We start from the raw sequence: 24,204 nt of genomic DNA, 5'->3' as shown, positions 1-24,204 counted from the left end.
TCACCCTCCGCCCGCGCGGCCGCCGCCCCCGAAAGGAGCGCCATGTCCACCGTCTCCGTCGTCGTCGGAAACCCCAAGCCGCACTCGCGCACGCGGCAGATCGCCGAGGATCTCGCTCAGCGCATCGCCGCACTCACGGGTGCCGAGCTCCGGCCGACCGTCGACCTCATCGAGCACGCCGACGAGCTCTTCCGCTGGCCCTCGACGACCCTCGATCCGTTGAGCGAGCAGCTGCGGGCGTCGACCTGCGCCGTGATCGCCTCCCCCACCTACAAGGCCAGCTACACGGGCCTGCTGAAGGCGTTCCTCGATCGCTCCCCCGCGCGGGGCCTCGAGGGGCTCGTCGCCGTGCCGGTCTTCACGATCGCCTCGGCCGAGCACGCGCTGGCCGTCGAGTTCACGCTGCGCCCGCTGCTCGTCGAACTGGGGGCGAGCGTGCCCACGCGGGGGCTCGCGTTCGCAATGCACCGCTTCGACCATCGCGACGAGGTGCTCGACGAGTGGATCGCCGGCCAGGGCCGGCTGCTGCCCGGCTCCGCCGCGCGGGCCGGGACGGGCGCATGATCCCGGACACCGCCGCGACCTCCCCCGCGCCGTTCGACGAGCGCGAGTACCGCGACGCGATGGGCGCCTTCGCGTCCGGGGTCACGATCATCACCACGCACGGAGCCGCCGGCCCGGTCGGCTTCACCTGCCAGTCGTTCACCAGCGTCTCGATCGATCCGCCGCTCGTCTCCTTCTCGATCGCCCGCACCTCGCAGAGCCTCGCGGCCGTGCGCGACCACGCCAGGGTCGTCGTCAACTTCCTGAGCGCCGAGCAGCAGTATCTGAGCTCGCAGTTCGCGCGATCCGGCACCGACAAGTGGCGCGACGTGTCCTGGCACCCGTCGGAGGCCAACGGCGCGCCCGCGCTCGACGGGGGAACCGGCTGGGTGGCCGGGGAGGTCGAGCGCGAGGTCGAGGCGGGGGACCACCTCATCTTCCTCGTGCGAGTGCTCGGCATCTCGACCGACCCGGATCGCCCCCCGCTGCTCTTCTACCGCGGGGCCTACCGCGAGCTCGAGTACATGATCTGAGCGGCCGCGCTCAGCGGGCGACGATCCCGCGGCCTCCTCCACGGGTCGGTCGGCGCGCTGCACGCGGTGCGGAGCCGGATACTGCGGGACCGCAGCGCACCGCCGCCCGCGGAAGCCGTGCCGAGCGCAGCGGATTGCGCCCGCGCCCCGCGGGGATAGCATCGAAGGCGAACGGCCTCACCACCGCATCACGAAAGCGAGCGCCCATGTCCTCCAGCACCATCATCTACCGCAACGCCGCCGTCTTCACCGGCGACGCCTCCGTCGCGCTCCGGGAGAGCTTCGCCGTGCGCGCCGGCCGCATCCTCGCGGCCGGCGACCTCGACGCCGTACGCCTCGCCGCGGGCGGCGGCGACGTCGAGGAGGTGGACCTGGGCGGCGCGCTCGTGACGCCGTCGGTCTGGGAGGGCCACGCGCACGTGCTGATGCTCGGCGAGGCGCTGTCGAAGGTGCAGTTGCGCGACGCGACATCGGTCGCAGAGGTGCAGGGGCGCATCGCCGCCGCGCGCGCCGCCGACCCCGATGCGCCGCGCATCACCGGCGTCAGCTGGCGCTTCGACATCTTCGAGCAGGGGCAGCGGCCCACCGCGACGATGCTCGACGCGGCCGTCTCCGACGTGCCCGTGTTCCTCGACGCGAACGACCTGCACACGATGTGGGTGAACTCGGCGGCGCTCGAGGCCATGGGCATCACCCGCGACACCCCCGACCCCGTCGGCGGCGAGATCGAGCGCGACGAGAACGGCGACGCCACCGGGTTCCTGCTCGAGACCGCGGCCATGCAGTACGGCTGGGGCTACCTCGACCAGGTGGCGACGGACGAGGATCGCGACCGCTGGCTCGCCGCCGCCTTCGAGGCCTACCTCGAGACCGGCGTCACCGGGGCCTCCGAGATGTCGTTCGGGCACCCCGACCTCGAGGCCTACCGCCGTATCCTCGACCGCGACGGCCGCCTCCCCTTCCCCGTCAACGCGCACTGGATCCTCACCGCCTCCGGCGACCTCGAGACCGACCTCGCCGAGGTCGCCGAGGTCGCGAGGATCCGCGACGAGGTGGCGGCGCGGTACGGCGACGAGTGGCTGCGCATCGTGGGCGTGAAGTTCATCCTCGACGGCGTGATCGATGCGTGCACCGCGGCGATGCGCGCGCCCTACGCGAACGGCGCGATGCCCGGCCCGATCTGGGAGCGGGAGTTCGCGCTGCCCGTCGCCGCCGCCGCCGACGCGGCCGGGCTGCAGCTCGCGCTGCACGCGATCGGCGACGAGGCGAGCACCATCGCCCTCGACGCGGTGCAGGAGTGCATCCGCGTGAACGGTCCGCGGGCGGATCGCCGCCCCCGCGTCGAGCACCTCGAGTCGGTCGCCGACGACACGATCGCGCGCATGGCGGCGCTCGGCGTCACCGCCTCGATGCAGCCGGTGCACTGCGACCCGGCGGTGCTCGACAACTGGCAGGCCGTGCTCGGCGACGAGCGCGCGCTGACCGGCTTCCCCTGGCACAAGTTCCGCGAGGCCGGTGTGCCGCTCGCGCTCGGCACCGATGCGCCCACCGCACCCCACGTGGCCCCCGACAACCTGTTCATCGCACTCACCGCGAAGTCGGCGCTCGAGCGCAGCCGCGAGCCCTACCAGCCGCGGCGCGTCTTCACCCCGGCACAGGCGCTCGAGGGGCTCACCCTGGGCGCCGCCTACGCGACCAAGCGCGAGCACGAGCTCGGCCGCATCGCGACCGGCTACCGCGCCAACGTGACGGTGTGGACCGCGAACGCGCTCACCGACGCGCCCGACGAGCTCCTGGGCACGACCGCGGCGCTGACGCTCGTCGACGGCGAGGTCGCCTACCGGGCCGCCGCGTAGCGGCGGGCCGGCCGCCCCGCCGCGCCTTCGTCGCAGGCCGCAATAAAAATACCCGCACGAACAGATCCCCCGCATAGAATGAAGTTTTGGCGATTCTCACCGACGGTCGCAAGATGGAGACGTTCATGAAATCTCGGAAGTACCTGCTGCTCGGAGCAGTCGCAGCTCTGGGTCTCACCCTGGCCGGGTGCGCGAGCTCCGCCGAGCCGGCCGCACCCGAGACCGCGCCGGAGGCGGTCGAGGTGACCCCCGAGATCGAGCAGATCCGCAAACTCATCCCCGCCGAGATCGCCGCCAAGGGCTTCCTCAACGTCGGCTATCAGAACACCGCCGGCCTCCCCTACGGCGAGATCGACGAGAACGGCAAGGACCGCGGGCTCTCCGTCGACCTCGCCAACACGCTGGGGGGCGTCCTCGGGCTCGAGGTGCGGGGCAAGGGAGTCGACTTCGCGACCCTGATCCCGGGCCTGCAGGCGGGCCGCTACGACCTCGTCACCAACATCACGACGGACAAGCCCGACCGCCGAGAGGTCGTGGACTACGTCGACGTCATGTTCGGCGAGCCCTCCTCGCTCGTCGTGCAGGCGGACAGCCCGCTCAAGGGAACCGGGCTCGCCGACGCCTGCGGCCTCACGATCGGGGTCGACACCGGCTCCAGCCAGGAGGAGCAGGTGAACACGCAGTCCGATGCGTGCGTCGCCGCGGGCGAGAAGAAGATCACGGTCCAGGCGTTCCAGGGCATCCCCGACATGCTCCTCTCGCTCAAGAGCGGCCGGTCGGACGCCGTCTTCCTCTCGATGGGCGCCTCGCGCTACACCGCCAGCCAGGACGACACCCTCGCCCTCTCCAAGACCGGCAACGAGCTCGTCGAGCTCAACGGCATCCTCACCCCGCAGGGCAACGGCATGAAGGAGGCCGTCAGGGCCGCGATGCTGTACCTCGTCGGGAACGGCGAGTGGGAGAAGATGCTCGCGAAGTACGGGCTCGAGGATCTCGCTCCCACGGAGGAGGTCGTGAACAACGACAACGCCGACTACACGGCCCTCCTCGAGGCTGCGCAGGCAGAGCGCCAGTAACCTCGGCGGCGATCCGATGACCCCTGTGAAAATCGTCCCGCGGCGCCACATCGCCCGCAGGGTCTTCAGCCTCGCGGTCATCGTCGCGGTGCTCGGGCTGGCGAGCACGCTCGTCACGAACGAGCGGTTCCAGTGGGGCGTCGTGGCGAACTACTTCACCTCGACGCTCGTGCTCCAGGGCCTCTGGAATACGATCCGGCTCACGGTGCTCGCGATGCTCATCGCCCTCGTGCTGGGGGTCATCACGGCGCTCATGAGCCAGTCGGCCTCGTGGGTGCTGCGCGGGATCGCCTCGCTCTACCTCTGGCTGTTCCGCGGCACGCCGCTCATGGTGCAGGTCATCCTGATCTTCAACATCTCGGCGCTGTACCCCACCATCGCGTTCGGGGTGCCGTTCACACCGTGGCAGATGGCTCCACTCGACGTCAACGAGCTGATCACCCCCTTCATGGTCGGCGTGCTGGCACTCGGCATCAACGAGGGCGCGTACATGGCCGAGATCATCAGGGGCGGGATCCTCTCGGTGCCGCGGGGGCAGGTGCACGCGGCGCAGGCCCTCGGCATGGGGCCGGCGAGGGTGTTCTCGAGGATCGTCTTCCCGCAGGCCATCCGCACGATCCTGCCTCCGACGGGCAACCAGGTCATCTCGATGCTGAAGGCGACCTCGCTCGTCTCGGTCATCGCGTTTCCCGACCTGCTGTACTCGGTTCAGGCGGTGTACTCGCGGACGTTCGAGACCATCCCCCTGCTGCTCGTCGCGACGATCTGGTACCTCATCGTGACCACGCTCCTGATGATCGGCCAGCACTTCCTCGAGAAGCACTACGGCAAGAGCGATCGCGACTCGGCTCGTACGAGGCTCGCGTCCTCGGCGAGGGATCCCGAGTCGGCGGACGCAACGGTGGAGGCCGGCGCCGGGAGGGCGGAGCGATGACCGGACGGATCGCGATCGACGCGCAGCGGGTCGTCAAGAACTACGGGTCCCTCGAGGTGCTGCGCGACGTCGACCTCCGCGTGGACTCGGGCGAGGTCGTCTGCATCGTCGGCCCCTCCGGCTCGGGCAAGAGCACGCTCCTCCGGTGCATCAATCACCTCGAGAGCATCGACGGGGGCACCATGACGGTACTCGGGCAGCGCATCGGGTACCGGGCCAGGGGCGACAAGCTGTACGAACTGCCCGAACGGGAGATCGCCAAGATGCGAGTGGACACCGGGATGGTGTTCCAGCAGTTCAACCTCTTCTCGCACATGACGGTGCTGCAGAACCTCATCGAGGCCCCCGTGGGAGTCGCGCGGATCCCGAAGCCCCGCGCCGTCGCGACCGCTCACGAGCTGCTGGAACGAGTGGGCCTGGCCGACAAGGCCTCCGCCTACCCCGCTCAGCTCTCCGGCGGGCAGCAGCAGCGCGTGGCGATCGCCCGCGCGCTCGCGATGAACCCGAAGGTCATGCTCTTCGACGAGCCCACCTCCGCGCTCGACCCGGAGATGGTCCACGAGGTGCTCGCCGTCATCAGGGATCTCGCGGGGGAGGGCAGGACGATGGTCATCGTGACGCACGAGATGGGCTTCGCGCGCGAGGTCGCCGACCGGGTCGTCTTCATGGACCGGGGCCGCGTCGTCGAGGAGGGGCCGTTCGACCGGCTCATGAGCGAGCCCGTCCACGAGCGCACGCGCGCGTTCCTCGCGAGCATACTGTAGTGGCGCCCGCCGGGCTTCCCGGCTGCGACGCCGCCCATCGATACGGAGGGATCCACCATGAACATCATCGGCGCCGGCGACATGATATTCGGCAGTCGCCGCCTTCGCGAACGGTTCGACCCGACGATCACCGAGCTGTTCGACCGATCGGACGCGATCTTCGCGAATGCCGAGTTCACGGTGCCGAACGACTCGACCCCCGCCTACCCCCACGGCTACACCCTCGGCAACCACCGCTGGGCCGCGCAGGAGATGCGTGAGCTGGGGATCTCGCTCGTCTCGGGCGCGAACAACCACACCGGAGACTACGGCCACCTCGGAGTCCTCGACACGATGCAGGCCTTCGCCGAGCAGGGGCTCGTGCTCGCCGGGGTGGGCCGCACCCTCGCCGAGGCCCGGCAGGCGGCTTTCGCCGACACGGCGAAGGGCCGGGTGGCGCTCATCGCGGCCTCGACGTCGGGGGCCGACGAGTTCCGCGCGGCCGACGCGGGAAGGAACGTCGCCGCGCGCCCCGGGCTGAACCCGCTCCGCTGGCGGGTCTCCTACGAGTTGCCCCCGGAGCAGTTCCAGCAGATCCTCGGCATCGAAGCGGCGCTGGGAATCGACGCGACCCACCGCGAGACGGACCGGATCGAGATCCGGGAGAACCTCGATCCGGATCTCACGACGTTCGGAGGCGTGCCCGTGCGCCGCGGCGACGCCGCCCGAGTGCGCTGGGAGGTCAACCGTCACGACCTCGACGAGATCCGCCGCTCGATCGTCGACGCGAGCCGATCGGGCGACACCGTCATCGTGAGCCTCCACGCCCACGAGGGCGAGCGCGACGGCTGGTACTCGGACCAGCCCGCGGAGTTCATCGTGGAAGCGGCGCACGCCATGGTGGACGCGGGCGCCCACGCCGTGTTCGGGCACGGCCCTCACATGCTGCGCGGGATCGAGGTCTACCGGGGTGCGCCGATCTTCTACTCGCTCAACGGCCTGACCTTCGACCTCGAGTCGGGCTACCGGGTGCCCGTCGAGATGTATGAGAAGTACTCGCACCCGGCGGACGCGTTCCCCTCCGATCTGCACGGCGCCCGCCGCCGCGGCGCGAACGGCGAGCGGCTCGGCTTCTACAGCCAGGAGCGCTTCTCGCAGGCACTGCTCGCGGAGCTCGAGACGGACGAGAAGACGGGCGGGGTCGCGAGCGTCGCGCTGCACCCGCTCGACCTGCAGATGAACAGCGAGCAGCGATCGCTGCGGGGCATGCCGCGCATCGCCGCCGGCGACTCCGCCGAGACGATCATCGATGAGCTCTCGCGCCTGAGCGAGCCGTTCGGGACGCGGATCTCCTTCGACCGCACGCGCGGCGTCGGGGCTGTGGAGGTCGAAGCGCCGGCGGTCCGGGCATGACGAGCCCGCCCCCGCCCTGGCGGCGCGCAGCCGGACCGACCAGAATGAGGACATGAGCAGCGAGACGCCCGGGTACGCCGAGTTCAGCTACATCGATGCTCACGGCGTCGAGATCTTCGCCTACGAGTGGGCCGCCGAGGATCCGGTGGGCGTGGTGCAGATCTCGCACGGCATCGGCGAGCACGCCAAGCGCTACGACGCCTTCGCGGGGCACCTGGTGGAGGCGGGCTTCACGGTCTACGCCGACGACCACCGCGGCCACGGCGAGACCGGACGCAAGCAGTACGCCGGCGACCTCTCGAGGCTGGGGCGTCTCGGCGCGGGCGGACTGCCCGCCGCCGAGGCGGCGATCCTGCAGCTCACCTCGATCATTCGCGAGCGGCACCCCGATCTGCCGGTCGTGATGTTCGCGCACTCGTTGGGCTCCCTGATCGCGCAGCGGATCCTGAACGAGCATCCACGCGCCTGGAACGCGCTCGTGCTCTCGGGAACGGCGTTCCGCACCTTCAAGCACATGGAGAGCGGGAAGCTCAACGCGCGCTGGGCGGGCCCGGAGGCCAGCGGCTTCGAGTGGCTCAGCCGCGACCCCGAGGTCGCTCGGGCCTTCGCGGATGACCCGCTGTGCTTCGACGCCGACACCGCGAAGCTGCTGGGCGTCGCCGACGGCCTGCGGCTCTTCGGCAAACCGGGGCACGGCCTCGCAACCGAGGTGCCCATCCTCATCGTCTCCGGCGGCGATGACGCGCTCAACCGCGGCGACGGCGTGCGGCAGCTGGCCGAGGCGTACCGCAGGCGCGGGGTGCGCGACGTGACCGTCAAGGTGTATCCCGGTGCGCGTCACGAAACGCTCAACGAAACCAACCGGGACGACGTCTTCGCCGACCTCTCGACCTGGATGCTGGACCGCGTGGCGGGCGAGTGAGCTGAGGCGTAATCTAAACCTATGAGCATGCACGGTGAGTACAAGGTCCCCGGCGGCAAGCTGGTCGTCGTCGACTTCGAGGTGGTCGAGGGCCGTATCCGCGACTTCCGCCTCTCCGGCGACTTCTTCCTCGAACCGGACGACGCGCTCGAGTGCATCAACGGCGCCGTTGACGGCCTGAATCCGGCCAGCACCATCGAGGAGGTCGGCGACGCCATCCGCAAGACGCTGCCGAGCGAGGTGCACCTGCTCGGCTTCACGCCCGACTCGGTGGGCGTCGCGATCCGGCGCGCCGTGACCGGGGCGGCGCACTGGCGCGATTACGACTGGCAGATCGTGCACGAACCGCCGGTCGCGCCCGTGCTCAACGCCGCCCTCGACGAGGTGCTCACCGCGGCCGTGGGCGAGGGGCTGCGCGGACCCACGCTGCGCATCTGGGAGTGGAACGCCCCCGCGGTGTTCATCGGCAGCTTCCAGTCGGTCAAGAACGAGGTCGACGAGGAGCAGGCGGGGGCGTATGGCGCCCGGATCGTGCGCCGCATCTCGGGCGGCGGCGCCATGTACATGGAGCCGGAGGCCTGCATCACCTACGCGCTGTACGTGCCCGGCGAGCTGGTGCGCGGCATGAGCTTCGCCGACTCCTACGCCTACCTCGACGAGTGGGTGCTGGAGGCGCTGCAGGCGCTCGGCATCGACGCGCACTACAAGCCGCTCAACGACATCACGAGCCCCCACGGCAAGATCGGCGGAGCCGCGCAGAAGCGCCTCGGATCGGGCGCGGTGCTGCACCACGTCACCATGGCCTACGACATGGACCCCGAGGCTATGACGCAGGTGCTGCGCATCGGTCGCGAGAAGCTCTCCGACAAGGGCACCGCGAGCGCGCAGAAGCGGGTGGATCCGCTGCGCAGCCAGACCGGCCTCGAGCGCGAGGCGATCATCGAGAAGATGATCGAGGTCTTCAAGCGGCGCCACGGCGGCACCGACGGCGAGGTCACCGAGGGCGAGTGGGACGCGGCCGAGCGCCTCGTCGAGAAGAAGTTCACGACGGAGGCCTGGCTGCGGCGCGTGCCGTAGGGATCGCCGTCCCGGCACTGCACCTGCACATGCCTTGTGCATGTGCAGGATCCGGCGTAGGCTGCGGTCATGGCCACCCTGGAGAAACGAGTGCAGGTGCTCTTCGACCCGGAGCGCTACGCGGCGCTCGAGGCCGAGGCGCGCATCCGCGGCGTGAGCGTCGGCGCGTTCATCCGCGAGGCCGTCGACGAGCGGGTGAACGCGCTGCACAGGCGGAAAACGGAGATCCTCGAGCGAATGCTCGCGCGGGCCGATGCCGCGCCCCAGGATCCGCTCCCAGACTGGAACGATCTCAAAGCCGACTACGAACGCGAGATGGACCCCTTGCATCAGTCGACCCGGAACAACGGCGAGGCCGCCGCGTGATCCCTGAGATCATGGAGGACGCGGTGCTTCTCGACGCCAACATCGCCATCTATGCGCTCTCCGATTCGGGCAGGTACAAAGCCCCATCCATCGCCATGCTTCGAGACCTCGCGGCGGGGCGTGGACGCGGCTACGCCAGCACGGAGATGATCCAGGAGGTCGTGCACCATCGCCAGCGCGTCACCGGCGACCGTGAGCTCGCAGTTCAGGAAGGACGCGACCTCATGGCGATGCTCACGATCCTGAAGTTCGACCACGAAGTGCTCGATACCTCGCTCAAGCTGATCGAGCAGCTGCCCGGCGTCGGGGGCCGCGACGCCGTGCACGCGGCGACGGCGCTGGCGTACGGCATCGAGAAGATCGCCTCGACCGACCGGGGCTTCGACGGGATTCCGGGCATCACGCGCATCGATCCCACCGCGGATCGCTGACGCGCGCTCAGTCCCCCAGAGCGGCGTGTCGCGCGTGATGCGCACCGCCTCGATGCCCGCGGCCCGCCGGCCCCGACCCTCCCCGGGGCTCAGAGCGTGAGCACCCGCAGTCCCGCCCTCAGGTTTCCCCTCACTCCTCGCCGGCCGCGCCGACGATCTCCTCGACGAACCGCAGCGCGGCGACCCCGCCGGGATCCCGCTGCCCGATCGACCGCTCCTGCTGCCAAGCGGCCCGGCCGCGGCGCGACCGCCACCCCGCGGTCTCCTCGACAGCCGCCGCGGCGACCCCCGAGAGCTCCTCGGGGGCGGCACCGGCTTCGAGCGCCGAGACCACTGGAGCGAGCACGTCGAGCAGGGTCTTGTCGCCCGGCTCAGCGCCCCCGCGCTCGGCGATCCGCTCGGAGAGCGCCCGAAGCAGGCCGGCCGCACCGTCGACCCCGAGGTGCGCGCCGCGCTCGAGCGTGTCGGCCGCCCCGATCAGGCCGCTGCCGACGAGGGCCGCGAACGTCGACGGGTTCGCCGACGAGAAGGCGAGCCCAGCCACGCGCAGCACGCTGCGGGCGTCAGCGTCCTCGGGGAGCCCCGCCACCGCCCCGGCCGCGGCCCGGCTGCCCGCCGACACCGTGATGCCCAGGTCCCCGTCCCCGAGTATGGCGTCGAGCTCGCGCAGCTCGTCCGTGTGCCGCTCCATGCGCGGCAGCGCGGCGATCAGCGTCTCGCGCAGTCGACTCGGGCTCCCGGCCGACACGATGTCGGCGACCGCCGCAGCGCTCACCGGCACGATCGGCGCATCGCCCGCCGCGGCCTCGGGCACGGTCGCATCGCCCTGCCGGAAGAACGGGGACCCCGCGGGATCGTGCAGCAGCTCCTCGAGCTCGTCGTCGAGCTGCATGATCGACAGCGACGCCCCGGCCATCTCGAGACTCGTGACGTACTCGCCGACGAGCCGGTAGGCGATCTCGACCCCGCGCTCGGCGAGCACCCGGTGCACGCGACGGTAGACGACGTAGAGCTCCTCGAGCGGGGTCGCGCCGAGCCCGTTCACGAGCACCGCGACGCGCGACCCGGCGCTCAAGTCGAGCTCGGTGCCGAGCTCCGCGAGGAACCGGTCAGTGATCTCGTCCGCGGTCTCGATCGGGCCGCGATGGCTGCCCCGCTCCCCGTGGATCCCGACGCCGATCTCCATCTCCCCCTCGTCCAGCGCGAAGGTCGCCTCGCCCGCCGCGGGCAGGATCGTCGGCGACAATCCGACGCCCATCGTGCGGGTGGCATCTGCCGCTCGTTGCGCGACTCGGGCCACCTCGTCGAGCGAGGCGCCGCGGTCCGCCATGGCGCCCGCCGCCTTGTAGACGAGCACGAGGCCGGCGACCCCGCGGCGCATCGCGGCCGATGCGGGCGGGGCCGACTGGACGTCGTCTGCTCCCAGCACCGTGCGCACCTCGATGCTCTGCCCGCGGCACAGCTCGGCCGCGATGTCGAAGTTGTAGACGTCGCCGCCGTAGTTCCCGTAGAGGTAGAGCACCCCCGCCCCCCCGTCGACCGCGACGGACGCCGCGTGGATCTGTGCCGGGCTCGGCGAGGAGAACACGTTGCCGACGGCGACGGCCGAGCACAGCCCGCGCCCGACATAGCCGAGGAAGAAGGGCAGGTGACCCGATCCGCCGCCGGTGACGATGCCGACCCGACCGGCTGCGGGGGAGTCGGCGCGCACGAGCGCCCGACGATCCTCGGTCGCCGCCCGCAGCTCGTCGGGGTGCGCCAGCAGGATGCCTTCGAGCACCTCGTCCACGAACGCGTCGGCCCCGTTGATGATCTTGCGCATGGTGTCTCCTTCGATCAGTCGCCGGCCAGCACCGGCGCGTACCGCTCCCCGTCGATCAGCGCCTCGCCGTCGATCTCGAGCCGACCGGAGGGCCGCAGGTCTTTCACGATGTCCCAGTGGATGGCCGACTCGTTGAGGCCACCGCACTGCGGGTACGAGCGCCCGAGGGCGATGTGCACCGTGCCGAGGATCTTCTCGTCGAGCAGCAGGTCGCCGGTCATGGTGCGCATGCTCGGGTTCGTGCCGATCCCGAGCTCGCCGACGACCCGCGCGCCCGGCGCGGCGAGGACGCGGTCGACGAAGTCGGCGCCCTCGGCTGCCTCGGCCCGCACGACCCGGCCGCCCGAGAACTCGAGCCGCAGGTCGGTGATGCGGGCCCCGCCGAACCAGAAGCGGCCGGGGAAGGAGATACGGCCGTCGACGCCGTCCTCGCGGGGCGCCGTGGCCACCTCGCCGTCCGGCAGGTTCGCCTCGCCGGCGAACGGCACCCAGGTGCGGCCCGTGCAGTCGAGGATGAGGTCGGTGCCGGCGTCGACGATGCGCACCGTGCGGACGCCGTTCAACCGCTCGCACAGCCGGTCGAGGTGCGCCCGGTGGGCCTCCCAGTCGGCGAGCGTGCCCGCGAAGAACTCGCGCTCGAGCTGCGCCGCGGGCACCCCGACGAGGTCGGCCCACTCCGCGCTCGGAATGCGCACGAGGGTCCACCTCGTGCCCCGCCACCGGGCCGTCGAGACGACGCCCTTGCCCTCGCGCTGCAGGCTCAGCCGCGCACCGTCGATCTCGGCGGCCGGCGGCTCCATGCCGCGGAAGGAGACGTGCACGTCGGCCCACTCCATCGAGGCGAGCTCGAGCGGGGCCGGCACACGCAGCACCTCCTCGTCGGCGTGGGCGAGCGCGTACCGGTCGTAGCGCTCCTCGGTCAGCAGCACCTGCGGAACGCCGCCCAGCCGGTAGACCTCCTCGACGAAGGCGGCCACGGCGTCGAGCGCGCCGACCGTCGTCGCGAAGATCCCGACCTTTGTGCCGGGGCCGACCCCGTTCACCAGCGCCAGGTGCGCGGCCAGTTCGGGCCAGCGACTCATGCGTGCTCTCCCTCTCTGGCCGCCCGGAGCGCCCAGTACGTGCGTTGGAAGCGGTCGTGTGCGAGCCGGATCTCGCGCACCCCGGCGTCGCCGTCGGCGCCCGGCGTCGCCGGCTCGAGAAACCCAGGCCATCCCGCGCCCTCCGCCTCCGAGATCGCACCGACGCCGATTCCGGCGAGGATCGCGTCGCCGTACGAAGCGCCGACGGTCTCCGCGAGCGCCAGCTCGTGGCCGGTGACATCGCAGATGGTGCGGGTGATGATCGAGTTCTTGATTCCGCCGCCGACCGCGACGACCCGCGGGTCCCCGCCCCCCTCGGCCACGAGCGCGGCGAGCGCCAGGGCGATCGAATGGCCGACACCCTCCGAGACCGCCCGCGCGAGGTCGGCGCGGTCCGTGCCGAGGCTCATCCCGACGAACGCGGCGCGCGCGTCGGGGTCGTGGAAGGGCGTGCGCTCACCGCTGAAGTGCGGCAGGTGCAGCACCCCGTTCGCGCCGATCGGGGACGCCCCGGAGAGTTCCATCAACCGGCCGAACAGCGCAGCGTCGCCGTCGCCGCGCTCAAGGTCGAGCTGATCCGCGATCCAGCGGGTCGCGGTGCCGCCGGTCGACGTGCCGGCCGCGAGCACGAATCGGCCCGGCATCACCCACGGGGCCGCCCAGAGCACGTCGCTCGTCGCCGGCCGATCGCCGATCCGGATCAGGTAGCCGGTGGAGCCGAGCTGCAGCATGAGGTCGCCCGGCGCCATGACGGAGGAGCCCACGGCCTCGGCCGGCGAGTCCGTGGTGCCGACGACCACGGGCAGCCCCTCGGGGAGACCGGTCTCGGCGGCGGCGGCCGCGGTCACCGTCCCGGCGACCTCGGCGGACCACGCCGCCTCGGGCAGCTTCTCCTCCGGCACCGTTCCGGCGAGCCCGTCGCAGTTGTAGCGCAGCTCCGCGAGTTCGTAGAACGGGTGGGAGTAGCCGGCGGTCGCGTGGTCGACGACCACCCGGCCGGTGAGCCGCGCGACCAGGAAGCTCTGGCTCGTGAGGTACCACCGGGTGCGCGCGGCGACGTCCGGCTCGTTCCGCTCGATCCACAGCATCTTCGGGCCGGCGGACTGGCTCGTCAGCGCGTTACCCGCGCGGCGGAAGATCTCCTCGCGCCCGAGCCGCTCCTCGAGCTCGGCGATCTCCGCCGAGGCCCGCGTGTCGACGCCGTAGAGGATCGCGGGCCGCAGGGGGCGCAGCGCCGCATCGACCGGGAGCACGCACGGCCCGATCGCGCTGCACCCGAGGCCGATCAGTTCGTCGCCCGGCCCCGCGTGCGACGTGAGCTCGCGGGCCACCCGGACGAGGTCGGCCCACCACACGGTCTCGGCGTCGTGCTCGACCCACCCCGGCCGCGGCGTGCTGATCCCGTGCCGGGCCCGCGCCTCTGCCCGCACCGCCCCGGCCGCATCGACCAGCACGCCCTTGGTCTCGTAGGTCCCGATGTCGATGCCCATGAGCAGTCGGGTCATGGTGTCCTCCGCCTCGTCCAGCCGGTCATCTCGGTGCCCGGGTGCCTTCCGCCCCCGCGGTCTCGGCGGCTGCGGCGGTCGCCACGATACTCGTCGGCGTCGATGGGGCCTCGCGGTGACGCCGGCGCAGCCGGACCTGGTCGAACACCATGACCGCGATCAGGATCACTCCCTGCGCGATGGCGTACTCGTAGGCCGAGAGCCGAAGCGCCGTGAAGCCCGACTGCACGACCTGCAGCACGAGGGTCGCGAGCACGACGCCGGTCACGGTGGCGTAGCCGCCCACCGGGTTGGTCCCGCCGAGCACCGCGATGACGATGACGAGCAGCACGTACGAGCTGCCGTAGTCGGCGCTGGCCGTCGGGTTGCGGGCGAGGAAGACGAGGCCGGCGCAGCCCCCGAGGAGGCCCGTCAGCAGATAGGTGCCCATGAGCACGCTCGATCCGCGGATTCCCGAGTAGCGCGCCGCGACTCCGTTCGCGCCCTGGAGCATCGTGCGGCGGCCGAAGGGTGTGCGCGACAGCAGCACGCCGACGATCAGCGCAATGACGATGAAGACGAGGAACAGCACCGGGATCCCGGCCACGGTCGACTTGCCGACCGCGGCGAGCGCCTCGGGAGCGCCGTAGAGCGTCTTACCGCCGGTCCACACGATCGCGAGGCCGTTGTAGATCTGCATCGTCGCGAGAGTGGCGAGGATCGGGGCGATCCCCACCGACGAGATCAGAAACCCGTTCACCGCGCCCCCGAGCAGCCCGACGCCGAGACCGAGCAGCAGGATCAGGGGCGCCATCGCCTCGGCCTGCGCCGGGTCTCCGGCGGCCACGGCCGTGTACGCGGTGCTCACGGTGACCGCGGTGAGGTTCGCGATCGCGACCAGGGAGAGGTCGATGCCGCCCGTCATCATCGCGAACGCCATCGCGACCGCCAGGATCCCGATCTCGGGGGACGCGACCATGAGGTTCTGCAGGTTCAGCGGGTTCAGGAAGATCCCGGGTTTCAGCACCGCGAAGAAGGCGGACGCGATGGCGAGCAGCACGACCATCCGGCCGATGCCGCGCTCGACGTGGACCCTGCCGAGCAGCGCGCGGAACGAGCGGTCGACGTCGGCGTTGATCCGGGCGACGCCGCCCCGGTCGGATTCACTCGGCATGAGCCGCCTCCCTCTCGGAATTGCCCGGGCGCGCGCCGTCGGTCCGGGGGGTTGCGGCCGGACCCCCGCCGTCGATCACGAATGTGCGTCTCGCCGCCCGCTTCGCCATGAGCGCCTGCACGCCGACGCCGAGCGCGAGCAGAACGCCGACCGCGGCGCGCTGCCAGGCCGTCGGCACGCCCATCAGGATCAGACTGTTGTTGATGATCTGCACGAGCAGGACGCCGAGCACCGTGCCGATGACGCTTCCGCGCCCGCCGAAGATGGAGGCTCCGCCGAGCACGACCGCGGCGATCACGTCGAGTTCGGTGCCGACGAGGTCCTGCGGGTTCGCGTTCTGGCCCAGCACGACGTGCACGAGGCCGCCGATCGCGGCGATGGCCCCGGCGAGCACGTACAGCAGCACCTGGTAGCGCACGACCGGGAAGCCGGCACGCCTGGCGCCCTCGATATCGCCGCCGATCGCGTAGAGGCCGCGCCCGAACATCGTCTTGCCGAGCAGCAGCGAGACCGCGACGACGAGGACGACGACGGGCACCGCCGCCATCGGCAGGTACGACCGGCTGCCCTCGACGGCGATGAGGCTCGAGGTCGAGAGCTGGGAGACGCTGCCGGGCAGATCCGCGATGTAGCGGGAGCCGACGTAGGCGAGCAGCACCCCCTTGAAGATCCCCTGGGTCGCGAGGGTGACGATCAGCGTCGGCAGCCTGAACCTCGCGATCACCGCACCGTTGACGAGTCCGAGCAGCGCGCCGATCGCGATCGCCATCACGATCACGCCGATCAGACCGGGGTCGAACTGCCCCTGCTGCGCCAGGAATACCGTCGTGTACGCCGCGAAGATCGCGATGGCGGGGAACGAGACGTCGATCCCGCCCGAAATGATGACGAGCAGCACGCCGAGCGCGAGCACCATCGGCACGAGCGCCGCCCGGAGAATCGAGAACAGCGTGTGCACGGTGAAGAAGGTCGGATTCACGAGGCTCATCACGACGACGAGCAGCAGGATGATGCCGACGAGCACCAGCTCGCTGGAGAAGGCCGAGGCACGCAGCCTCGAGCGGCCGGTTCTCAGTGCGGCGCTCATGCTGCGATCACCTCCTGAATTCGATGGGTCTCGATGCGGTCGTCGGTGAACTCGCCGACGATCTCGCCCCGTCGCACGATGAGCACGCGGCGGCAGATGGAGACGAGCTCGGGTACGTCATCGGAGATCATGACGACTCCCATGCCCGCGGTCGCGGCCTCGCGGAGGATCTGCAGGATCTCCTCCTTGGAGCCGACGTCGACCCCGACCGTCGGTCCGTTCAGGATCAGCACGCGCGGTTCGGTCGCGAGCCACTTGGCCAGCACGACTCTCTGGGCGTTGCCGCCCGAGAGCGACCGCACGGGGGCGGCCACGCTCGGCGCCTTGATCCGGAGCCGGTCGAACAGCCGGGAAATGGTCTCGGCCGTGCGCCGGGGGCTCAGGAAGAGCCGTCCGCGCGCGTGCTCGCCGAGCGAGCTCGCGATGATGTTGTCCGAGATCGGCTTGTCCAGGAAGAGCCCCTGCGTCAGGCGGTCCTCGGGCACGTAGCCGAATCCGGCGGCGATCGAGGATCGGATGCTGCCCGGCCGCACGCGGACGCCGCCGAGCTCGACCGTGCCCGATTCCGGCTTCAGCACGCCGAAGAGCGCCTCGGCGATCTCGCCGCGGCCCGATCCGAGGAGCCCCGTCAGACCGAGCACCTCCCCCGCACGCAGATCGAAGGAGACGTCGGTGAAAGCGCCCGGGAGCGTGAGCGATTCGACGCGCAGGAGCGGGCCCGCGCCGGGGTCGACCTCCACCACGATCCGGGAGTCGTCGACCTCGCGCCCGGTCATGGCCTCGGTCAGGGAACGCACGTCGAATTCCTCGACCGGGCCGTGAGCGACGAGCCGCCCGCTGCGCAGCACCGTTACCTCCTGCGACACCGACAGCACCTCCTCCAGCTTGTGGCTCACGAAGACGAGCGCGACCCCGCGGCCCTGCAATCGGCGCACGAGTTCGAACAGTCGCTCCACCTCGGAGTGGGTGAGCGCCGTGGTCGGCTCATCCATGAAGATCACCCGTGCCTCCTGCACGAGCGCGCGGCAGATGGCCGTGAGCTGGCGGTCGGCCACGGAGAGCTTACCGACCTCCTCGTCGAGGTCGAGGCTCAGGCCGAGCTCCTGCACGATGCGCTCGGCCGCGGGCCGCAGGCGTTTCGCGCGGTACAGCTTGCTGCGCGCGGCGATGGCGGCCGGCAGCACGATGTTCTCGGCGACCGTGAGGTTGGGGAAGAGCGAGAAGTCCTGATAGATGACCTGGATGCCGGCCCGGAGCGCCGCCGTCGGCGTCATCCGCGACACGGGCTCTCCGTCGATCAGGATCTCCCCGGTGTCGGCCGGCTCCACGCCGCTGACGATCTTGATGAGCGTCGACTTGCCGCAGCCGTTCTCGCCCGCGAGACAGTGGACCACGCCGGGGCGGAGCGTGATCCCCACGTCGTCGAGCGCCACGACGCCGCCGAAGGTCTTCCGGACACCCCGCACCTCGAGCACGGGAGGTGCTGCTGCGGGGGCTGGGTCTGCGGTCATCGGGTCTCCTCGGGTGGGTCAGCGGGCGGTGCCGGCGGCCGGGCGAGCGGCTCAGAAGTCGTACTCGTCGACGTTCTGCTTGTCGACGGTGACGGCGGCGTCTCCCACGAAGACGTTGTCGTACCCCTCGAGGGCCGTGAGCGACTCGTAGCCCTCGATGCCGAGGTCGGTGCCGTCCTTGATCTCCTCACCGTTGACCAGCATCTCGGCGATCTTCAGCTGGGCCTTGCCGGCCATCGCCGGATCCCAGAAGAAGATCTTGTCGATGGAGCCGTCGGAGAGGTACTTCTTCGCCACCGAGGGGATGCTCGTGCCCATGACGCACACCTGATCGGCCAGTCCGGCCTCCTGCACCGCGCGCGCCGCGCCTGCGACGTCGGTTCCGGCCGAGCCCTGGATGCCCTTGAGGTCCGGGTACTTCGCGAGCAGCTCCTTGGTGCGCTGGTAGGCCACGTTCTCGTCCTCCTTGCTCTCTACGGGATCCTCGACGCGCTGCATGTCGGGAAACTTGGTCTGCTGCTGATCGTAGGCGCCGCCGACCCAGTCCATGTGGGTCTTCGCGGTCAAGCCGCCCACGAACTGCACATACTTGCCCTCGCCGCCCATGCACTGGCCGAGGTTGTCCATGATCTGCGCGCCGTACGACTTGTTGTCGAAGGCCTCGATGTCGATGTCCGCGTTCTTGATGCCCGCGGCCTCGTGCGCGACGACGACGATCCCCTGGTCGCGGGCCTGGCCGAGGACCGTCTCGAGCGCCTCGGGCGAGTTCGGGACGACGGTGATCGCGTCGGGCGCCTGCGGGATCAGATCCTGGATGATCTGGATCTGCTTCTCGGGGCTCGCGTCGTCCGCACCCTCCTGGCGGACGTCGTTGCCGCTGTCCTGCGCGTACTCGTTCACGCCGACCTCCATGCGGTCGAACCAGCCGACCCCGGTGATCTTGACGACCGTGACCATCGTCAGCGGGCCGCCCTTGGAGCCGCCGTCCGCCGAACCACCCGCCGAACCGCCGCCGCCGACCTGACCGCAGCCGGTGAGAGCCAGCGTCGCAATCGCTCCGATACCGAGTCCTGTTACCAATCTGCGCCGCATTTGACACTCCTTTGTGTGAGTTTCCATCATTAATCCCAAGTTCTGGGACGAAATTTCATCGTTTGGGAAGAGTAAAACCATCTCCGAGGCGTTGTCAACACACGACCCGGCGGGTTCCCAGTTCGGCCGCGCGCGGAAGCCCGGGCGACGGGACGCGGCGACGGCTCGGCGACGGCCCGACGACGGCCGGACGACGGCCGGAGCGGCTCCGGGTCGCTCAGAGGGAGGGCACGCACTCCACGGTCACGCCGGCCGCGCGCAATCCGACGAGCGCTGGGTGGTCCGCGGGCCCGTCCGTGATGAGCAGGTCGATCTCGCCAGGCAGGGCCACGTTCGTCAGGTGCACCCGACCGAGCTTCGAGGCGTCGGCGACGACGATGACGCGCTCGGCCGCGCGCAGGGCTGCGCGCTTCACCGCGGCCTCCTCGTTGCTGTAGTCGGAGAGCCCGCGCTTCCCGTCAACCCCCGAGACGCCCATGATGTACACGTCGCAGTTGTAGCGATCGAACGCCGCGACGGATTCGGCCCCGATGAGGCTCAGCTCGCCGGGCCGCACGGTGCCCCCGGTGACGAGCACGGTCGTGTTGGGCTCGTTGTGCAGCTCGGCCGCCACGAGGATGCTCGGCGTGACGACCGTGAGCCCGAGGCCCCGCCCCACGATCGTGCGGGCGACCGCGAGCGCCGTGCTGCCGCTGTCGAGCACGACCGTCTCACCCGGGATCAGGTGCCCCACCGCCGCGATCGAGATGCCCACCTTCTCGCGCGCGCTGACCAGCGCCCGGGCATCGAAGCCCGGCTCGACGGCGGTGCCGTGCGCGGCGATCGCGCCGCCCATGATCCGGCGCACACTCCCCGACTGCTCGAGCAGCTCGAGGTCGCGCCGCACCGTCATCTCCGAGACGCCGAACTCCTGCGACAGCGTCTTGAAGGAGGCCTCGCCGTCGGAAAGAATCCGCCGCTCGATGAGCTCGCGTCGCTCCTGCGCTTCCATGCACGGCCTCCAGTCGTCAGGAACCAGGATAGAACACCCCATTGTGTTATCGAATCTCTTGTGATTAGCTCATCGTGAATTATTCACAAATCTTTCACATTCCGAACCTGGAACGAGGAACAATGGCCAACTGGCTCCCCGATGTCTTCGGCACGCACAAGCCCGTCATCTCGATGCTTCACCTCGCGGCCCTCCCCGGGGATCCGGGCTACGACTCGACGGGCGGCCTGTCGGCGATCGTCGATCGCGCGAAGCGCGAGCTCGGCCGGCTGCAGGAGGGGGGCGTCGACGGCGTCCTGATCTCGAACGAGTTCAGCCTCCCCTACCTGACCAAGACCGAGCCCATCACGGCGATCACGATGGCGCGCGTCATCGGCGAACTGCAGTCCGAGTTCGAGGTGCCCTACGGCGTCAACGTGCTCTGGGACGGCCGCGCGTCGATCGACCTCGCAACCGCGACCGATGCGAAGTTCGTGCGCGAGATCTTCACGGGGGTCTACGCGAGCGACTTCGGGCTCTGGGACACGAACATCGGCGAGGTCGCCCGCCACCACCACCGCATCGGCGCCGGCAGCGTCAAACTCCTGTTCAACATCGTCCCGGAGTCCGCGGAGTACCTCGCCGACCGCGACCTCGCCTCGATCGCCCGCTCCACCGTGTTCGCGTGCCGGCCTGACGCGCTGTGCGTCTCTGGCCTCACCGCCGGCGCGCCGACCGACGCCCAGTCGCTCTCCATCATCAAGGAGAACGCGGGCGACACGCCGGTCTTCGTGAACACGGGCGTGCGCGCGAGCAACGTCGCCGAGCAGCTCGCGGTCGCCGACGGCGCCGTGATCGGCACCTACTTCAAGCGCGACGGCGTCTTCGAGAACGAGGCGGACCTGGCCCGCGTGCAGGAGCTCATGGGCGAGGCCCGCGCATTCCGCGACGCGCTGTAGAAGACGGGCGATCCCGCTTGCGCTCCGCTTCCGAGCCTCTCCCGGTCCCGACGACTGAACGTGCGAGGCGAGAGCGGCCTGCTCACGGCTCGAGGATCACCTTGCCCGTCGTCTCCCGGCCCTCAAGCGCCGCGTGCGCCGCGGCGGCCTCGGCCAGGGGAAAGCGCACGCCGATGCGGATGTCGAGCGCCCCCGCGGAGATCGCGTCGAAGAGTTCGCCGTAGCGCCAGGCCCGCTCCTCGGGCGTGCGCAGGAAGTGGCCGAGCGAGGGACGGGTGACCGACAGGGATCCGCCGGCGTTGAGGCGCTGCAGGTCGAACGGCGGCACGGGGCCGCTCGCCGCTCCGAAGAGCACCAGCTCGCCTCGCACGCGCAGGGCGCGCAGGGAGTCGTCGAAGGTGCTCCTGCCGACGCCGTCGTAGACGACGGCGACGCCGTCACCGTCCGTGAGCTCGCGCGCGCGATCCGCGAAGCCCGCGTAATCGAGCACCTCGGCGGCGCCCGCGCCCCGGCTCAGCTCCCCCTTCTCGGGCGTCGAGGCGGTGGTCAGCACCCGCACCCCGCGCGCGACGAGCAGCTGCGTGAGCAGCAGGCCGACGCCACCGGCGCCCGCGTGCACGAGCACCGTGTCGCCCGGCTGCGGTCGCGCCGCGGAGGTCGCGAGGTAGTGCGCGGTCAGCCCCTGCAGCGGCAGCGCCGCCGCGGTGTCGGCGCCGATCGTGTCGGGTACGGCGACCGCGCGCTCCGCCTCCACGACGAAGCGCTCGGCGTAGGTGGCGCGCGCCTCGGCCGTGGCGATCAGGTCGCCGACCGCGAAGCCCTCGACGCCCTCGCCGACCGCGAGCACGCGCCCGGCACCCTCCGCACCCGGCGTGAACGGGAACGGCACGGAGTAGAGGCCGGACCGCTGGTACGTCTCGATGAAGTTCACGCCGACGGCCACGGTCCGCACGAGCAGCTCCCCCGGACCGGCCTCGGGATCCGGAACCTCCGCGATCCTCAGCGCCTCGGGACCGCCGGCCTGCTCAGCAACTATCGCGCGCATCGTCATGCCTCGAGCCTAGCCCCGCCGTCTCGCCTCGCGGAACCCCGCCCGAGCCGCTCAGGGGCGCCCCGGCCTCGGATCCTCTCCGCCGAGTGCGACCACGCGATCCCACAGCCGGTCGGCGAGGCTCGGCGCGACTTCCCGGTCCGCCTCCCCCCGGGCCCGGCGGATCAGGCGGCCGCCCCGGCCCTCGATGAGGTACGCGCCCGCGTCGTCAGTGAAGATCTGCGTGTAGTACTCCTCCTCGTCCCACTGCGACCAGGCCCCCCGATCCCGCTCGATCGCCTCGTCCATCTCGCCGATCTCGGCCGCGGTCATCAGCCGGAAGGAGTCGCCCGCGCCCCACAGCGCGCCGGTGCCGGGCTCCTGCCCATCGTGCCACGCGAGCACCCTCCACTCGCCGCCCGAGTCGCGCGCCGTCTCGCGGTCGAGGGGCGGGCGCAGGGAGGCCGCCAGCGCCTCCGGCATCACGGCGTCGAGCGCGACGAGCGCCTCCACGAGTCCCGTGCCGAACATCTGGTCGCGCAGCGTGCGCCACGCCATCTCCCCGGTGCCGGCACGGCGATGGTCGTCCATCGTGCGCACCCCGCGCTCGATGGGGTCGAGGAACGCGCGCGCGACGATCATGCCGCCCTGCGCCACCTCGTCGGTCGGGTCCTCCCGCAGCACGCGCCGGAACAGACCCTCAGCCTCCTCCGCGCGATAGTGGTACAGATAGGCGTAGGCCAGGGTGGTGGCGAGGATCGGGTCGCTCGGATCCGCCGCGAGCGCCTCCTCCGCGGCGGGCAGGAAGCGCTCCGGCGGCGCGCCCGAGGCGAGCAGCCGCGTCGCGCGCTGCCCGAGCGCCATCGCGTACTGTTCGGGATCCACCCGGGCGGTCGACTCGACGGCCTCGTCGATCACCCGCCACCCGCCCCCGGGATCGCCGGTGAAGATCAGCGCACTGCCGTAGTCCATGCGGTCCATCCAGTCGGCCTCGGGGTGCTCACGCAGCACCATCTCGGCGAGGCGCAGCGCTTCGGCGTAGTTCTCGTCCGAGAACTCGAGGTCGCGCAGCTTCTTGAGCACGTTGAGATACTGCCGGTCTCTCCGGCCCATCAGATCCTGCAGCAGGCGCCTGGCCTCCTCGACCTCGCCGCACGCCTCGCGGTGCAGCGCCGTGAGGATGATCATGCCGGTGAACGTCGGCTCCCGTGCGAGCACGCTCTGCGCGAGCTCCGGGATCCGCGGGTGCTCGGGCCGCACGTCGTACAGCTCCCAGGCGAGATCCCTGTCCCGCTCGATCGCCGCGCGCTCGATGTCGTCGTGTGCGCTCATGCGCTCCCCTCCTGCAACATTCACCCGTCCGCCTCGACGTCCACCTGTCCGCTCGGCAGTAGATGCTCTTCTTTCACAATTCTCAAGCATCTACTGTCGAGCTGAGGGGGCTCCGAACCCCGAACTCCGAACTCCGAACCTCGAACCCCGAACTCGGGAGCCGGGACTGCGCCAACGTGCGGATACCGTGCTACCGGCCCGGCCGGCGTTCCTCGCCGCCGAAGGCGACGACGCGATCCCACACCCAGTCGGCGAGGCTCGGGGCGACCTCCCGGTCCTCCTGCCCGGCGCAGCGGCGATGCAGCACGCCTCCGGGCCCCACGAAGAGGTAGGCCCCCGCGTCGTCCGCGCCGATCAGGGTGAAGTACTCGTTCTCGGAGTCCCACTGCGGCCACGCGGCCGGATCCCGAACGATCGCGTGCTCCATCTCGTCGACCTCGGCCGCCGACATCAGCCGGAAGGGCTCGTCGAAGCCCCACAGCGCGCCCGTGCCCGGCTCCTGGCCGTCGTGCCACTCGAGCAGCTCCGTCTCGCCGTAGCTCTCCCGCGCCGCCTCTCCGCCGAGGGGCGGGCGCAACGAGCGGGCCAGGTCGTGCGGCAGCACGGCGTCGAGCGCCTCGAGCGCCTCGTCGAGGCCCGTGCGGAACATCTGATCGCGCATCATCCGCCAGGCGAGCTCCCCCATGCGGAACTCTCGGAGCGCGTCGAGCGTCGTGTCGCCGCGCTCGATCGGGTCGAGGAACCCCCGCGCGACGGTCATCCCGCCG

Annotated in this window: 23 protein-coding genes; 12 read left to right on the top strand and 11 right to left on the bottom strand. The window is 70.9% G+C overall.

All coding sequences use genetic code 11. The annotated features are described in order from the left end of the window. The first annotated feature begins 42 nt into the window (after positions 1–42). The 11 genes from D1J51_RS08575 to D1J51_RS08525 all read left to right on the top strand — a co-directional run bounded on the left by D1J51_RS08575 (position 43) and on the right by D1J51_RS08525 (position 9,894). A complete protein-coding gene (locus D1J51_RS08575; protein WP_119074768.1) occupies positions 43–564 on the top strand; it encodes an NADPH-dependent FMN reductase in 522 nt (173 codons plus the stop codon). Further along, a complete protein-coding gene (locus tag D1J51_RS08570; RefSeq protein ID WP_119074767.1) occupies positions 561–1,076 on the top strand; it encodes a flavin reductase family protein in 516 nt (171 codons plus the stop codon). The genes D1J51_RS08575 and D1J51_RS08570 overlap by 4 nt, the downstream gene beginning before the upstream one ends. Positions 1,077–1,282: 206 nt before the next feature. Beyond that, positions 1,283–2,932: an amidohydrolase gene (locus D1J51_RS08565; RefSeq protein ID WP_119074766.1), complete on the top strand. Its 1,650-nt coding sequence runs from the start codon at positions 1,283–1,285 to the stop codon at positions 2,930–2,932. Between the two features lie 86 nt (positions 2,933–3,018). Next, positions 3,019–4,008, top strand: coding sequence for a transporter substrate-binding domain-containing protein (locus tag D1J51_RS08560; RefSeq protein ID WP_119074765.1), 990 nt, complete (start codon positions 3,019–3,021; stop codon positions 4,006–4,008). A gap of 16 nt (positions 4,009–4,024) precedes the next feature. Continuing rightward, positions 4,025–4,942, top strand: a complete 918-nt coding sequence (locus D1J51_RS08555) for an amino acid ABC transporter permease (protein ID WP_119074764.1) — start codon at positions 4,025–4,027, stop codon at positions 4,940–4,942. After that, positions 4,939–5,706: an amino acid ABC transporter ATP-binding protein gene (locus D1J51_RS08550; RefSeq protein WP_119074763.1), complete on the top strand. Its 768-nt coding sequence runs from the start codon at positions 4,939–4,941 to the stop codon at positions 5,704–5,706. Before D1J51_RS08555 ends, D1J51_RS08550 begins: the two co-directional genes overlap by 4 nt. A 57-nt stretch (positions 5,707–5,763) precedes the next feature. Continuing rightward, entirely contained in the window at positions 5,764–7,098 is a 1,335-nt protein-coding gene (locus tag D1J51_RS08545; RefSeq protein ID WP_119074762.1) for a CapA family protein, read from the top strand. Positions 7,099–7,150: 52 nt separating this feature from the next. After that, positions 7,151–8,020, top strand: a complete 870-nt coding sequence (locus tag D1J51_RS08540; RefSeq protein ID WP_119074761.1) for an alpha/beta fold hydrolase — start codon at positions 7,151–7,153, stop codon at positions 8,018–8,020. 27 nt (positions 8,021–8,047) lie between these two features. Further along, the gene (locus tag D1J51_RS08535; protein ID WP_119074824.1) at positions 8,048–9,097 is read left to right on the top strand and encodes a lipoate--protein ligase family protein; all 1,050 of its coding nucleotides are present in this window, start codon (positions 8,048–8,050) and stop codon (positions 9,095–9,097) included. A gap of 69 nt (positions 9,098–9,166) precedes the next feature. Continuing rightward, positions 9,167–9,463, top strand: a complete 297-nt coding sequence (locus tag D1J51_RS08530) for a ribbon-helix-helix protein, CopG family (protein WP_119074760.1) — start codon at positions 9,167–9,169, stop codon at positions 9,461–9,463. Next, positions 9,460–9,894 carry a type II toxin-antitoxin system VapC family toxin gene (locus D1J51_RS08525; RefSeq protein WP_119074759.1) on the top strand — a complete coding sequence of 145 codons (435 nt, stop codon included), beginning with the start codon at positions 9,460–9,462 and terminating at the stop codon, positions 9,892–9,894. The genes D1J51_RS08530 and D1J51_RS08525 overlap by 4 nt, the downstream gene beginning before the upstream one ends. A 130-nt stretch (positions 9,895–10,024) precedes the next feature. Here D1J51_RS08525 and D1J51_RS08520 read toward each other — a convergent pair whose 3' ends face one another. The 8 genes from D1J51_RS08520 to D1J51_RS08485 form a co-directional block, all read right to left on the bottom strand. Further along, complete coding sequence (locus D1J51_RS08520) at positions 10,025–11,716, bottom strand: dihydroxyacetone kinase family protein (RefSeq protein ID WP_119074758.1); 1,692 nt, start codon at positions 11,714–11,716, stop codon at positions 10,025–10,027. 14 nt (positions 11,717–11,730) lie between these two features. Next, positions 11,731–12,798, bottom strand: coding sequence for an aminopeptidase (locus tag D1J51_RS08515; RefSeq protein WP_162903728.1), 1,068 nt, complete (start codon positions 12,796–12,798; stop codon positions 11,731–11,733). Then, entirely contained in the window at positions 12,795–14,303 is a 1,509-nt protein-coding gene (locus D1J51_RS08510) for an FGGY-family carbohydrate kinase (protein ID WP_119074756.1), read from the bottom strand. Before D1J51_RS08510 ends, D1J51_RS08515 begins: the two co-directional genes overlap by 4 nt. A gap of 25 nt (positions 14,304–14,328) precedes the next feature. Next, complete coding sequence (locus D1J51_RS08505; protein ID WP_240423075.1) at positions 14,329–15,456, bottom strand: ABC transporter permease; 1,128 nt, start codon at positions 15,454–15,456, stop codon at positions 14,329–14,331. Beyond that, a complete protein-coding gene (locus D1J51_RS08500; protein WP_119074755.1) occupies positions 15,446–16,543 on the bottom strand; it encodes an ABC transporter permease in 1,098 nt (365 codons plus the stop codon). The genes D1J51_RS08505 and D1J51_RS08500 overlap by 11 nt, the downstream gene beginning before the upstream one ends. Next, positions 16,540–18,054 (bottom strand): sugar ABC transporter ATP-binding protein, encoded by a 1,515-nt coding sequence (locus D1J51_RS08495; RefSeq protein WP_119074754.1) that lies wholly within the window; start codon positions 18,052–18,054, stop codon positions 16,540–16,542. The genes D1J51_RS08500 and D1J51_RS08495 overlap by 4 nt, the downstream gene beginning before the upstream one ends. A 51-nt stretch (positions 18,055–18,105) precedes the next feature. Next, positions 18,106–19,146, bottom strand: coding sequence for an autoinducer 2 ABC transporter substrate-binding protein (locus tag D1J51_RS08490; protein ID WP_119074753.1), 1,041 nt, complete (start codon positions 19,144–19,146; stop codon positions 18,106–18,108). Between the two features lie 217 nt (positions 19,147–19,363). Further along, complete coding sequence (locus D1J51_RS08485; protein WP_119074752.1) at positions 19,364–20,137, bottom strand: DeoR/GlpR family DNA-binding transcription regulator; 774 nt, start codon at positions 20,135–20,137, stop codon at positions 19,364–19,366. Positions 20,138–20,259: 122 nt separating this feature from the next. Here D1J51_RS08485 and D1J51_RS08480 point away from each other — a divergent pair, with 122 nt between their 5' ends. After that, positions 20,260–21,075 carry a BtpA/SgcQ family protein gene (locus D1J51_RS08480; protein WP_119074751.1) on the top strand — a complete coding sequence of 272 codons (816 nt, stop codon included), beginning with the start codon at positions 20,260–20,262 and terminating at the stop codon, positions 21,073–21,075. 82 nt (positions 21,076–21,157) lie between these two features. Here the strand turns inward: D1J51_RS08480 and D1J51_RS08475 are convergent, their stop codons facing one another. From D1J51_RS08475 to D1J51_RS08465, 3 genes are all read right to left on the bottom strand, one after another. Further along, positions 21,158–22,120 (bottom strand): quinone oxidoreductase family protein, encoded by a 963-nt coding sequence (locus D1J51_RS08475; protein ID WP_371414081.1) that lies wholly within the window; start codon positions 22,118–22,120, stop codon positions 21,158–21,160. A gap of 57 nt (positions 22,121–22,177) precedes the next feature. Beyond that, positions 22,178–23,437 (bottom strand): tetratricopeptide repeat protein, encoded by a 1,260-nt coding sequence (locus tag D1J51_RS08470; protein WP_119074749.1) that lies wholly within the window; start codon positions 23,435–23,437, stop codon positions 22,178–22,180. Between the two features lie 190 nt (positions 23,438–23,627). Then, on the bottom strand, positions 23,628–24,197 hold the full coding sequence (locus D1J51_RS08465; protein WP_119074748.1) for a hypothetical protein: 570 nt from the start codon (positions 24,195–24,197) through the stop codon (positions 23,628–23,630). Positions 24,198–24,204: the final 7 nt, after the last annotated feature.

This window comes from Leucobacter sp. wl10 (genome assembly GCF_003569785.1).
Taxonomy (GTDB): domain Bacteria; phylum Actinomycetota; class Actinomycetes; order Actinomycetales; family Microbacteriaceae; genus Leucobacter.
The sequence above is the reverse complement of the archived record's forward strand: the minus strand, read 5'-3'. Positions and strand labels throughout refer to the sequence as shown.

Coding starts and splice junctions, on each gene's coding strand:
- D1J51_RS08575 (WP_119074768.1), top strand. CDS start 43: ATGTCCACCGTCTCCGTCGTCGTCGGAAACCCCAAGCCGCACTCGCGC.
- D1J51_RS08570 (WP_119074767.1), top strand. CDS start 561: ATGATCCCGGACACCGCCGCGACCTCCCCCGCGCCGTTCGACGAGCGC.
- D1J51_RS08565 (WP_119074766.1), top strand. CDS start 1,283: ATGTCCTCCAGCACCATCATCTACCGCAACGCCGCCGTCTTCACCGGC.
- D1J51_RS08555 (WP_119074764.1), top strand. CDS start 4,025: ATGACCCCTGTGAAAATCGTCCCGCGGCGCCACATCGCCCGCAGGGTC.
- D1J51_RS08550 (WP_119074763.1), top strand. CDS start 4,939: ATGACCGGACGGATCGCGATCGACGCGCAGCGGGTCGTCAAGAACTAC.
- D1J51_RS08545 (WP_119074762.1), top strand. CDS start 5,764: ATGAACATCATCGGCGCCGGCGACATGATATTCGGCAGTCGCCGCCTT.
- D1J51_RS08540 (WP_119074761.1), top strand. CDS start 7,151: ATGAGCAGCGAGACGCCCGGGTACGCCGAGTTCAGCTACATCGATGCT.
- D1J51_RS08535 (WP_119074824.1), top strand. CDS start 8,048: ATGCACGGTGAGTACAAGGTCCCCGGCGGCAAGCTGGTCGTCGTCGAC.
- D1J51_RS08530 (WP_119074760.1), top strand. CDS start 9,167: ATGGCCACCCTGGAGAAACGAGTGCAGGTGCTCTTCGACCCGGAGCGC.
- D1J51_RS08520 (WP_119074758.1), bottom strand. CDS start 11,716: ATGCGCAAGATCATCAACGGGGCCGACGCGTTCGTGGACGAGGTGCTC.
- D1J51_RS08515 (WP_162903728.1), bottom strand. CDS start 12,798: ATGAGTCGCTGGCCCGAACTGGCCGCGCACCTGGCGCTGGTGAACGGG.
- D1J51_RS08510 (WP_119074756.1), bottom strand. CDS start 14,303: ATGACCCGACTGCTCATGGGCATCGACATCGGGACCTACGAGACCAAG.
- D1J51_RS08505 (WP_240423075.1), bottom strand. CDS start 15,456: ATGCCGAGTGAATCCGACCGGGGCGGCGTCGCCCGGATCAACGCCGAC.
- D1J51_RS08500 (WP_119074755.1), bottom strand. CDS start 16,543: ATGAGCGCCGCACTGAGAACCGGCCGCTCGAGGCTGCGTGCCTCGGCC.
- D1J51_RS08495 (WP_119074754.1), bottom strand. CDS start 18,054: ATGACCGCAGACCCAGCCCCCGCAGCAGCACCTCCCGTGCTCGAGGTG.
- D1J51_RS08490 (WP_119074753.1), bottom strand. CDS start 19,146: ATGCGGCGCAGATTGGTAACAGGACTCGGTATCGGAGCGATTGCGACG.
- D1J51_RS08485 (WP_119074752.1), bottom strand. CDS start 20,137: ATGGAAGCGCAGGAGCGACGCGAGCTCATCGAGCGGCGGATTCTTTCC.
- D1J51_RS08480 (WP_119074751.1), top strand. CDS start 20,260: ATGGCCAACTGGCTCCCCGATGTCTTCGGCACGCACAAGCCCGTCATC.
- D1J51_RS08475 (WP_371414081.1), bottom strand. CDS start 22,120: ATGCGCGCGATAGTTGCTGAGCAGGCCGGCGGTCCCGAGGCGCTGAGG.
- D1J51_RS08470 (WP_119074749.1), bottom strand. CDS start 23,437: ATGAGCGCACACGACGACATCGAGCGCGCGGCGATCGAGCGGGACAGG.
- D1J51_RS08465 (WP_119074748.1), bottom strand. CDS start 24,197: ATGACCGTCGCGCGGGGGTTCCTCGACCCGATCGAGCGCGGCGACACG.